Here is an 11,454-nt window from a genome sequence, read left to right on the forward strand (position 1 = left end):
ATGAGCAAACCGGACTGGGGCGTGCTTCAGCAACGGTTCCTGTCCGATCATGCCGTAACCGGCGTATCACCAAAAGACTGGTGTGAAGCGCAGGGACTGAATTACACATCTGCGCGGCGCTACATCAAAAAGCCAACTGCGCAAAAAACTGCGCAAAAGAAAGTGCGCAATGCGCAGACTGAACAAGCCCCTACCACTGCGCAGTATGAGCAATCCCCAACTGATGCGCAGACCGATATACCGGAAAGTGCGCAACCCTTCAACCTGCGCAATTACGGCCTTAACGATATGCAGATCAGGTTTGTCGAAGAGTATCTTCTCGATCTGAACAGGACCGCTGCATACAAGCGGGCTGGCTACAAAGGCGAAGGTAATACGGCTTACGTTAACGCCTCTCGATTGCTAAGGAATGCTAAGGTCAGCCAGGCAATTCGCGACGCGCTGGATGAACGTTCGCGAAGAGTGAAAGTTACACAAGACGAAGTGTTGAAATGGTGGTGGGACATTGCGACGGCAGACGCTACTCAACTGACCGAGCATCACCGCGGCTGTTGCCGTTACTGCTGGGGGCTCGGATTTAACTACCAGTGGCGCGATGCAGTTGAGTTTGAAGAGGCGGAAGAAAAGGTTAAGGGGAAGGAAGGTGCCATACAGCCTAAGGATACGGGCGGCTACGGCTACGACGGCACACTGGACCCGAACCCGGATTGCCCCCGCTGCAATGGCGTTGGTCTGAGCCGTCCTGTTTTCCACGATACGCGAGATTTGAAGGGCGCAGAACGCCGTCTTTTTGCCGGGATTAAAGAGGGCAAATTTGGCCTTGAAATGATCACTCGCAATCAGGATGAGGCTATGAAGATGGTCGCACAGCACCTCGGAATGCTGAAAACCAAAACTGAGTTAAGTGGCCCGAATGGTGAGCCCATACAGCACAGCCACTCTGTAAGTGCGGAGGATCTCACTGATGAGCAACTCGCCGCAATTATCGGCGGTAAGTAAACAGGCAGCAGCCAGGGAACTACTCAAGCGGCGCAGTGCCCGAGCAAGCCTCCACGACTTCATTCAGTACATAAACCCCGAATACATCACCAGCAAGTTCTCTCAGACGGTCTGCGACGCTCTGGATCAGTTCCTGCTGGATATGATGAACGGGCTGCGCCCGATACTGATTCTCGGTGCGCCGCCGCAGCATGGTAAATCGGATATCGTTTCGCGTTACCTGCCAGCGTATTTCTTCGGAAAATATCCTGAAATGCGCGTGGGCGCTTTGTCGTACTCCGCTGACCTTGCCGGGGACATGAACGCCGATGTTCAGCGCATTATGTCCACGCCGGAATACCGCAACATATTTCCGGGTGCCTGGTTGGGAAATAAGCCGGCTGATGGTGTGGCCGTAAAGCGTAACACTGACGAATTCGGTATAGCCAACCATAAGGGAACGTATGTCTGTGCGGGCGTAGGCGGCCCGTTAACAGGTAAGAAAATCGATCTCGGTATCATCGATGACCCGATAAAAAACGCCAAAGAAGCACTCAGCCCGACGACCAAAAAATCTATCTGGAACTGGTACGTTTCCACGTTTAAAACGCGTCTGTCGAAAAACAGCGGCGAAATCATCATGGCGACCCGCTGGGCGACGGATGACTTATCCGGGCGTGTAGTGGAAATCACGCCACGCGCTAAGGTGCTGGCGTTCCCTGCAATCAACGAGCAGGGTGAAGCGCTGGTGCCAGAGCTGCACCCAAAAGAAAAACTGCTCGAAACAAAAACCATTCTAGGGGATTACTTCTGGTCTGCGATGTATCAGCAGTCACCAAAACAGGCTGGTGGCTCCATTTTCAAAGACGAATGGATCAAGTATTACCTCCCGAAAGACTTGCCGACCAACTTCGACATCGTCATCCACAGCTGGGATATGACGTTTAAAGACAGCGAAGGTACTGACTACGTTGTCGGTCAGGTATGGGGTAAAAAGGGCGCCAATGCTTATCTGCTTCATCAGGTACGAGCCCGCATGAGTTTCACCGCAACGCTTAAAGCCGTTAAACGCATGGCTGACGAATTCCCCAAAGGTTTGCGCAAGCTGGTGGAGGATAAGGCCAACGGCCCGGCAGTTATTGATTCACTGAAAAACACAGTGGCAGGTCTCGTACCTGTCGAACCGGACGGCAGTAAAGTTGCGAGGGCGCATGCGATCACCGCTGTATGGGAAGCGGGTAACGTTTTCCTTCCCCATAAAGACATCGCTCCGTGGATCACCGAGACGGTTGAGGAAATTACCACGTTCCCTGTTGGCGCGAACGATGACGTTGTCGATGCAATGACGCAGGGGTTACGCGATTTGTATCAGAGAAAAACACTCAGCCCACTGGACATCATGTAATGACGAGAAAAAATATCGTTGGTCGTCTGAATGATGGCCTGGTTAGCTTAATGACCTCGCTCGGCGAGAAGATTGGCGCAGTGCGGTATAGCAGCAGTAAGCCTGACGTACCTGATAAAGAGCTGCTCGCGATGTATAAAAAATCGTGGGTGGTTAAAAAGTACATCAACAAAACCGCCGACGACATGCTGAAGTTGCCCCGTAAATTTTCGGGCGATGTCGATAGCTCCATAACCAAGCGCATCGCTGATGCTGAAAAAGAACTGAAATTGAACGCAGTCTTTCACAGCGCGCTGGGATGGGCCTCCCTGCTGGGAGATTCGCTAATCGTGGCTATCACTGATTGTGCCGATGACCAGATAGCCCTGCCGCTCAATTTGCAGAGCGAAGATATCGTTAAATTTCTGGTGTTCCGTAAAGGGGAGTACACGCCGGACAGTAATGTCATCACCGACATACGTTCGGACTGTTTTGGTGAACCGCTGACGTATCAACTTGATGTCGGGACAAAGCAACTCAGGTTTCACCACTCCCGCTGCTGCCGAACGAAGCTTGGAAATCACAGCATCAAGGACCGCGCCAAGTTTGGCACGTCAGACCTACAGGCGCCCTACGAGCACATCAAAACGTTCGACACTGCAATTCTGAGCACCGGCGACACCATTCAGGAGGCAAACGTCGATGTGCTGTTTATCCCCGGCATGAATAACCAGATCGCAGCGGGTCAGGAAGGACAGGTGCGCGAGTACGCCAGGGTGATGAAGGACACCAAATCTTCAACCGGGATGTTATTGATTGATGCTGGTGATACTCAGGCGCAGGGGCGCTATGAGCAAAAAAACGCGCAATTTACCGGGCTGTCGGATGTGATCAGCAAAATGGCGATTGTACTGGCCGGGGCGCTGGACAGACCGATAACGGTTCTGTTTGGTGAGTCGGCCAGCGGGTTCAGCAGCGGCGAGGAAGATAACAAATCCTATTACGAGACGATTAACGGCCTGCAGGAGTCCAGGCTTCGCCCTATGCAGGATTTCGCCGACCAGTTCACACTGGACAAACTCGCCATCACAGAAAGCCTTACCTACGAATATCCGACAATCGACAGCATTAACGAGGCTGACGAAGCTAACCGGTTTAGCCAGTATGCGACGGGCTTCAATACGCTGGTAACGTCGTCAATTCTGACGGAAGAGGTTGCCATCAGGGAGATGGTAAACCGCGGCGTGCTGAAGACTGTTACCGAAGCTGAAATCAAGGCGATAGTCAGCGTCGGGGCGAATGCTGGCTTCTGAGGGGATTATGGAATTAAAACTGCTTCTTGAGCGTAAGCAGGGACGTTTGAAACCGCGTCGCCGGCGAATGCGTCCACCAACCGCCAGTAAGCGCGCAGAGGTCTGGTATCGAGACAGGCTGATTGAGTTTGTCGATAGCATGCTTCAGACACTCCTGGACGAGCTGGACAAGCCCACACTCACCGATGCACCCGATATCACTCCTTTGTCGATTACAGCGCGCCTTGCGGCAGTCATGCAGCGATTAGCGAGCATTTCAATTCAGGAGGTCGCCGCCCGACTCTCTGCCGGATTCGTTGCACGTGCGAACTTGCAGAACAAAGAACAGACGCAGCGCACATTCTCTCAGGCATTTGGAATTGACCTGACCGGGATGTTCGGCGATGGCGCGATAAAGACAGAAATGGAAAAGGCTGTCAGTGACAACGTTGACCTGATTACATCCATCCATACCGATTTTATTCACGATATCGGCGCGGCAGTTTTCGACAACATGAAAGACGGTGGCCGACATGAAAACCTCATTGACCTGATTAAGGAGCGTGGGGAGGTCACCCGCAATCGTGCAAGGTTCATCGCTCGTGACCAGACCTCAAAACTGAACGCAGACCTGACTGAAGCACGAAATGTTGCTCTTGGTCTTGACCTGTATGAGTGGGGCGGCACTGGCGATGAACGCGAACGGGAAAGCCATTCCGTTCTGAACGGCATGCTTTGCAAATATTCGGATCCGACAGTCTATTCAGACGACGGCGGTAAAACGTGGAAGAAACGCTCCACTCTCGGAGCATTTATCGGTAAGCCAGGAGAAGACTATCAATGCCGGTGCCTGCCTCACCCTTACGTCTCATGGGATTAATCAATGAAGTGGAAACGAACACCGCAGGGGTATGTGATTACCACTGCGACGATCACCCGCGCAGGGCCGATTGAATATTACGGTCACGAACTGGGATTAACTGGCAGCGATGCCAACAAAAAAATCACCGTTGTCCGCACCCTCGACGAATTATCAAAACCTGAAACACTCGCTTCATTCAATGGCCTCCCGTTCACCATAACGCACCCCGACGACGGGGAAGTCACCGCAGCAGACCACAAAGACAAAGCATCCGGTCATATCGCCAATACCCGTATCGAGGGCGGTGAGGTGGTCTGCGACGTTTTTCTGACGGATGCCGTTGCAATTAAGACGCTGGAAGAAACGGGGATTCGTGAAGTATCCGTTGGATATGAGCCTGCTGAACTCGAGGAAAGAGGCGGGAAGTATTACCACATCAACATTCGCGGCAATCATGTCGCGGGCGTGGCAGAGGGGCGCTACGGGCCTCAGTGTAAGTTAAACGACAAAAAAGGTAAGCCGATGTTCAAAACATTAACTGACGCCCTGAGTTTCCTGAAGGGCAAAAAACTGAAGGATGCGGACGGTGCAGCGCTAACTCCTGACGAACTGGTCGGCATGATCGCCGCGCTGGAAAAAGCACTGGAAGAACTCCAGGGGCAAGGGACTGACGAGGCGACGGCAATGGCTCAGGAAGTGCTGGCGCAACTCGCTGACCTTAAAACACAACTGGAAGGCATGACGGGAGCACCATCGCCAAACGATGACGATCCATCTGCTGGTGGTGGTGACGACAAGGACGCGAAAATCACCGCGCTGGAAACCGAAAACGCCGATCTGAAAGCGAAGGTTGAAGCGCTGGAAGAAGAACTGGAGCAGCTGAAATCCGGCAATGAAACCAGCACCACACTGGCAGACGCGAAAGCCCGCTTCCCTAAAGTCAGCTTCAATGATGCCAAATCAGCGCGTGACGTGCGCGCCGCCGTACTGGTGAGCACTAAAGCATTTAACGATGCTGAGGTCAAAGCAATGACTGACAGCGAAGTCCGTGCGGCTTATGCAGCCATTCAGGCCACCTCGAAGCCACGCAGTGAAATTGGTGCTCATCTGTTTAACGACTCCGCGAACAAAAGCACAAAAACCGCAACTCAACGCCTTGGGGGTAAATAACTATGTCTTTTACTGACTGGGATGGTGCCAACGGCACTATTAAACCGGGTTCAATCAAACGCGCCTCCAGCTCTAACGACAAAGTCTGGGGGGAAGAGAATCTGACCGAAACAACGCTGCCCTACGGCACGTTTGTAGCTGTCAACCCGGACGGCGGCGTAATGCCTCTCGCTGCTGGCAAACGCATTCATGGGATTGTGGTGCGTGATATTTACGGTGATGGTGCGCCGCATAATAAACAGGTCAACGTTGGGCATTTTTCCCACGGCGATTGTGTTGGCGCGCTGACAGTCGATGACGCTGATTTTACTCGTGGCGCGGCGGCTTACATCGTGGCGACGGGGGACGATGCCGGGAAGGTGACAACAGAAGCAGCCGGCAACATTGATTTGGGCTACTGGGTGGAAGATGTGAGCGCGGGTAATAACTGCGTGGCTATCACCCTCGGTTACGTACAGCAGGCAGCTCAGCCAGCGGAAGGAGCATAACAAATGCCAATGGTATCAGCAGATTTTGAAGAGGTGCTGCAGGAGGCGCTCACCGAGCGTGACACGCAGTTGCAGGAAAAAGAACTGCCGGAGATCAACATCGGTGAAGCCCTTCCGGTTAAAGAAGGTCTAGATTACTCACTTGATTACGTTGATTTCGGTGTGTCTGAAGTGATGGGCTCGGTTAAAGACGGCATCATTGGTAACAAAACCAACAGTCTGAAAACTATTGATAGCGATATTGAATGGCTGAAGGCTCCTGTTGGCCAGTGGGCTAAAGCCGCAACCTGGACTCAGCAGGAACTGGAGAAAATCGCTCGCCTCAACATCAACCTGCAGACGAAAAAGCAGGATGATCTGTATGCCAACGCCCTCGCGACAATTCAGTATGCGGGCTACGTCGGCCACCAGGGGGTAAAAGGGCAGGAAGGCTTGCTGACAGGCAAAAGCGTTCAACTCGTCACTGACTCATCAGGAAAGACCATTACAGACATGACCTCTGATGAGTTCGTGAAGCTGGTACTGGATGCTTACAACGTGGCCTGGCGCAAATCCAACTATCGCATTCAGCCGACGAATATCGCAATGGACGCCAGCGACTTTATGCTCGCCATGCAGAAATTCGACCCGAACCCGATCGTTGTGGGTACTGACCTGCTGCCGATTGCGGCGATGGATCGCATTATGGCGGCGCTGCGTAAGGCTTCTGGTAATGAGTCCTTCAACATTACTTTCGTGAAAGTCCCGAGCAATTACGCAGTAGGAATCAAATCGGGCAAAACCCGCCTGGCCATCTACACCTACGAAGCCGATTACATCGAAATGGAAGTGCATATGCCGGAGTTGCTGGCGGCACGACAGCGTGATCTACTGACATATGAGTGTGGCTATCGTTCTGCCTTCGGTGGCGCGATGTGGAAACAGCCGCAGTCCGCGGTGTATGTGGATTACAAATCCTCTCCGGCAGAGTAATTACAGGGGGTAGCATGGATTTCACCGTTCGTTACCCCGAGTTCGCCAGTGTTGCCCCTGCTCGCATAGAAGGGGCGCTACAGGATGCAGAAAACCAGATGAGCCGCAAGGTATGGAACAAGCTCTATGAACAAGGGCTTCATGCTTTAGCGGCGCATCTGCTGTATGCGGCTGGCGCGCTCACTCCCTCTGGAAGTAGTAACGGGAAACCCCTACAGACAATCACCAGCCGATCCGTTGCAGGCGTGTCTCTGGGCTACTCTGCGCCCGATGCCGGGTTTGGGACCAGCCATGATGGGTACGGCTCAAGCTCATTCGGTCAGGAGTATCTGAGGCTTCGTAAGCTGGTAGGTGTGCATGTGCTGGCGATACGGTAGTTAACAGGGAGTGTTTTTTATGACTCCGGAAGAAACGCTAAAGCTTACCACCGAATACCTGAAGAACCTGCAGGCGATGAAAACGCATTACGTTGCAGTAGGTTTGCCAGCGGGCAAGGTGGGAAATAAAACCCACGATGACGGAACATCGATAATTGAGATCGGGGCGGTTCACGAGTTCGGTGCTGAAATCGATCACCCTGGCGGGACGGGGTATATGGCAACCGGTGGAAAAGCTACTTTTACCCGCAAGACCTTTATGGGACCGGTTAGCGGCTTTACGACAGCCCACAAGATAACCATTCCCGAACGCTCCTTTCTTCGCGCTCCATTCACCCTCAAAAAGTCTGAAATTAACCGGGCAATCGAAAAGGCCTGTGAAGCCGTAGGCTCCGGGAAAATGGATGCGACTACCGCGTTAAACCTGATAGGGGCCACTGCGCGGAATATTAGCGTGAAAGCCTTTGAGACTGCCGGATATGGGACGTGGCCCGACATCAAGACGGCGACTAAAAAGGCCAAGGGTTCATCCGCGCCATTAATCGATACAGGCGCCCTGCGTGGTGCCATAACATGGGAGGTTCGTAAGTGAGCGACTTATCAGACCTTGATATGAGCGACGCGTTAATCGGCTGGGAACAGCCTGTAAAACTCAAAACCCGTACTGAAACCACCATCGATTTTGAACCGTCCGTGACTGTTAGCAGCCAGGACATTCTGGCGGTGGTGCAAAGTGCGAATAAAGAGAATTTGACGCTGGATAGTCTGGACTGGTCGAAAGAGTATCTGCTGATTCACGCGCGGCTGAAAATTGAAACCGGTCAGTTTATCGAGAGGGGCGGGAAGGACTACAAGGTCGTGTCCCCGGCTGATTACATGGATTATGGATTCTGCGCCGTCATAGCTGAGGAAACCCGGCTCCCGCTACTGGTGCCAACGTCATGACACAACCCCATCTGAAAGCGGTCGCGCGTTTCGTGCGTGACCTTCTGGACTACGACGAGCAGTTGATCAAGTTCGACCGACGGAACGTGCAGGCCTCCGACTTTTCCACCAATTATATCGTAGTCAACGGCTCACTACCGCAATCAGTGCTGGCCCGGGGCCAGTGCTTTAATGGTGACGCGGAAGTGATGACTTATAGCGCCTCAGTGAGCCACGCGATTGCCCTGGAGTTTTACGGGGATAAGGCTTACGTCAACGCTGAAAGCTTCCTGATGCTGAGTGAAAGCCAGCACGCCAACGAACTGCGCCGCACGCATTCACTCACCATCATGGCCGTCTCAAACATCATCGATGTGGGGCAACTCCTGGGACAGTCCCACGGCAACCGTGTTCACCTGAGTTTCAATGTTCAGTATGCCCCTGCGCGGGACGTGCAGAGACTGCGCATCGATACGCCGGAGTTTCAATTTTTAGAGGACAAATAAATGTCGGCATCAATTAATAACGTCATTAATGTGACGCTTCTCGAAGAGGGGCGGGCGGCGGCGCGCGATAACATCAACGTCTGCGCAATTCTTACCAGCCAGACGGGGGTATTGATCACCGCAGAGCGCTGGCGCTCTTACAAAAGCGCACCTGCTGTCGAACAGGACTGGGGGGCTTCTTCGGTCACCGCAGCTTTTGCGAATGTGTTTTTCGGGACCAGTCCTAACCCGGTATCCGCGGGCGGCACGCTGATTGTCGGTTACTGGAATGCTGCCGGGGAAACGCTGCCTGCGACCAGCGGTGTACTGCGTGGCGGTGAGATTTCTCAGGCAGTCGTACTGCCAGCGTTACGCGAGAAGTCTGACTGGTCATTCAGTATTGAGATTGACGGCACGAAGCACGATGTGACCGCAATTAATGGCATGACGGCGGCGACACTGGCAGATGTTATCGCCCAAATCCAGACGAAGATCACTCCAGCAGTTGCATCGGTTGTTTTTGATGGTAGCCGTATAGTGATCACCAGCAAATCAACAGGGGCTAACTCTGTGGTTGGTTTTTCGAAAGCGATCGCCGGTGGTTCTTTTATTGGTGATCTGCTGGCTATTGCTGAGGGTTCTGGTGCATCACAGACTAACGGTAGCGCATTAGTGAAGATTTCACCTGAAACGCAGCTGGAGTCTCTCAGTAAACTCAAAGCGCAGGTCAACGTAAAAGGCGCGGCTTTCATCGACAAAATTCTCGATGCGCAGGTGCCGTTGATCGCTTCATGGGCTAAAGCGAATGCGGTAATCGTGTATGAGACGTTTACCGGCTCCGCTGCTCTGGAAGTTGATCCGGCTAATCCGGCATGGGCGGTCACTCTCGCCAGCCAGAGTAATTTCCGCATGCTCTACAGCAAAGCAGGCAACCGGAAATTTGGTGTTAGTTATATGGCCCGCACACACACCGTCAATTTCAACGGAGAGCGTACCGCAATCACTTTGCACCTCAAAACAATGAACGTGCCGGCTGAAAGTTATGAGCAGACGGAGATCGACAAAGCGAAGCGCGTAGGTCTCGACATCTACACCACGATTAAAGACGTTCCCTGTGTGCTGTCGAGCGGTGCCAATGATTTTGTGGACAACGTCTATAACCTGATGGCCTACGTTGACGCAGTGCAGACGGATTCCTTCAATCTCCTTAAAACCACGCCGACCAAAGTCCCGCAAACCTACTACGGTGTCGATCAGTTAGAGGATTGTGTTGAAAAGACCACAGTCGGATTTGTTCGTGCTGGTGTGTTCAATCCGGGTGCCTGGACGCTGCCTGACTTCTTTGGGGATCGGGAAATGTTTCTGCGAAATATCGAGCAAAACGGGTATTACGTGCTGGCCGGTGATCTGAAAGACCAGTCAACCGCAGACAGGCAGGAACGCAAATCTCCGGTTGTTCAGGTTGCAGTGAAGAATGCTGGTGCTGTTCACAGTGCCGATATCATCATCAATTTCAATAAATAAGGAGCGGTAAATGTCTCAGATTGTTATCAGTGCAGATACCGCGACCATCGTTCTGAATGGGCGAATCATCACGGATATCGCTGCGGGGGACTACGTCACGCTGACGCCATCCAATCCGCTTACAAGCCGCGCCAATAGTGCGAATAACGGCGTCACAATCTCCGGGCGTGTTGATGCCGGGGTGCATGTGATGGTGATACGTGTCCAGAAATTTTCTAACGATGATATCTGGCTTAACCAGCAGCGTAACGCCGCGATCCCCGTTGTCCTTAACGGCTCAGTTAAAGAGTCGTTCGTGCGCGACGGCGCGGCACTGAAGGAAACCTACGATCTACAGGCCGGTTCTATCACCACACAACCGACGCAAACCAAAAACAACCAGGACGTTAACGCACTGATGGAATACACCATTGAGTACCGCAATGTCGTGCGTAACGTATAAGGCCAGATATGTCTAAAGAACAGCAGAAAAAAGCACTCGAGATGATCAAGGCGGTCTACGATGACGGTTTTGCTGAGATTAACGGCAACCGCTACGACTTTGCTGCGATGACACACAAAAAACGCCGCAAGGTTTTTGCCTTCTTCACAGGCATTGCCTCTGAGTTATCGCGGCAGTCCCTCGAGTTTCTGGACTCAGAGCGATTTGAGGAAATTGAACGCCTGATGTTCGATTACGTTCTGTTTGACGGTGTGCAACTGTCCAAGCAGCCTGAACACTTCGAATCCTTTCCTGGTGATTACGTCATGCTAATCACAACAGCGCTTCAGGTTATCAGCCTGCCTTTTATGGGCGGGAGCAATATGAACTCACGTTCAGAAGCTCCAGACGTTCAGAAATTTACGTTAAATCCTCGAACATAAGCGATGAAATGAGTATGTATCTGGCGCTTTCAAAGGCCGGATATGGCTCTTATTCAGAACTCATAAAACTGGATACCCCCGAGTTGCTGGACATGCTCGAGTTCGAACTGGACTGACCCCACCCCGGTAGACGA

General features: G+C 52.6%; 14 protein-coding genes. All 14 read left to right on the forward strand.

Going from position 1 to position 11,454, the window contains the following annotated elements:
• Genes FDW98_RS05570 through FDW98_RS05635 form a run of 14 tightly spaced genes read left to right on the forward strand, consistent with a single transcriptional unit; the run spans position 1 to position 11,320 of the window.
• Positions 1–999: a terminase small subunit gene (locus tag FDW98_RS05570; protein WP_103798112.1), complete on the forward strand. Its 999-nt coding sequence runs from the start codon at positions 1–3 to the stop codon at positions 997–999.
• Positions 965–2,383: a phage terminase large subunit gene (gene terL / locus FDW98_RS05575; RefSeq protein ID WP_137398764.1), complete on the forward strand. Its 1,419-nt coding sequence runs from the start codon at positions 965–967 to the stop codon at positions 2,381–2,383. Before FDW98_RS05570 ends, terL begins: the two co-directional genes overlap by 35 nt.
• Positions 2,383–3,675, forward strand: coding sequence for a DUF1073 domain-containing protein (locus FDW98_RS05580; protein ID WP_137398765.1), 1,293 nt, complete (start codon positions 2,383–2,385; stop codon positions 3,673–3,675). Before terL ends, FDW98_RS05580 begins: the two co-directional genes overlap by 1 nt.
• Positions 3,676–3,682: 7 nt before the next feature.
• On the forward strand, positions 3,683–4,534 hold the full coding sequence (locus FDW98_RS05585; protein ID WP_137398766.1) for a phage minor head protein: 852 nt from the start codon (positions 3,683–3,685) through the stop codon (positions 4,532–4,534).
• Between the two features lie 3 nt (positions 4,535–4,537).
• Positions 4,538–5,686, forward strand: coding sequence for a DUF2213 domain-containing protein (locus FDW98_RS05590; protein ID WP_137398767.1), 1,149 nt, complete (start codon positions 4,538–4,540; stop codon positions 5,684–5,686).
• Positions 5,683–6,174: a hypothetical protein gene (locus FDW98_RS05595; RefSeq protein WP_137398768.1), complete on the forward strand. Its 492-nt coding sequence runs from the start codon at positions 5,683–5,685 to the stop codon at positions 6,172–6,174. Before FDW98_RS05590 ends, FDW98_RS05595 begins: the two co-directional genes overlap by 4 nt.
• Positions 6,175–6,177: 3 nt before the next feature.
• A complete protein-coding gene (locus FDW98_RS05600; protein ID WP_137398769.1) occupies positions 6,178–7,146 on the forward strand; it encodes a major capsid family protein in 969 nt (322 codons plus the stop codon).
• A gap of 14 nt (positions 7,147–7,160) precedes the next feature.
• Positions 7,161–7,523, forward strand: coding sequence for a DUF4054 domain-containing protein (locus FDW98_RS05605; RefSeq protein ID WP_137398770.1), 363 nt, complete (start codon positions 7,161–7,163; stop codon positions 7,521–7,523).
• 19 nt (positions 7,524–7,542) lie between these two features.
• Positions 7,543–8,115: a hypothetical protein gene (locus tag FDW98_RS05610; RefSeq protein WP_137398771.1), complete on the forward strand. Its 573-nt coding sequence runs from the start codon at positions 7,543–7,545 to the stop codon at positions 8,113–8,115.
• Entirely contained in the window at positions 8,112–8,468 is a 357-nt protein-coding gene (locus FDW98_RS05615) for a hypothetical protein (protein ID WP_137398772.1), read from the forward strand. Before FDW98_RS05610 ends, FDW98_RS05615 begins: the two co-directional genes overlap by 4 nt.
• A complete protein-coding gene (locus tag FDW98_RS05620; protein ID WP_137398773.1) occupies positions 8,465–8,953 on the forward strand; it encodes a hypothetical protein in 489 nt (162 codons plus the stop codon). Before FDW98_RS05615 ends, FDW98_RS05620 begins: the two co-directional genes overlap by 4 nt.
• Positions 8,954–10,456 (forward strand): DUF3383 family protein, encoded by a 1,503-nt coding sequence (locus FDW98_RS05625; protein ID WP_137398774.1) that lies wholly within the window; start codon positions 8,954–8,956, stop codon positions 10,454–10,456.
• 10 nt (positions 10,457–10,466) lie between these two features.
• Positions 10,467–10,898 (forward strand): hypothetical protein, encoded by a 432-nt coding sequence (locus FDW98_RS05630; RefSeq protein ID WP_016156265.1) that lies wholly within the window; start codon positions 10,467–10,469, stop codon positions 10,896–10,898.
• An 8-nt stretch (positions 10,899–10,906) separates the two neighbouring features.
• The gene (locus FDW98_RS05635) at positions 10,907–11,320 is read left to right on the forward strand and encodes a hypothetical protein (RefSeq protein WP_137398775.1); all 414 of its coding nucleotides are present in this window, start codon (positions 10,907–10,909) and stop codon (positions 11,318–11,320) included.
• The last annotated feature ends 134 nt before the right edge of the window (positions 11,321–11,454 follow it).

The organism is Citrobacter sp. wls711, assembly GCF_005281055.1.
GTDB lineage: Bacteria > Pseudomonadota > Gammaproteobacteria > Enterobacterales > Enterobacteriaceae > Citrobacter > Citrobacter gillenii.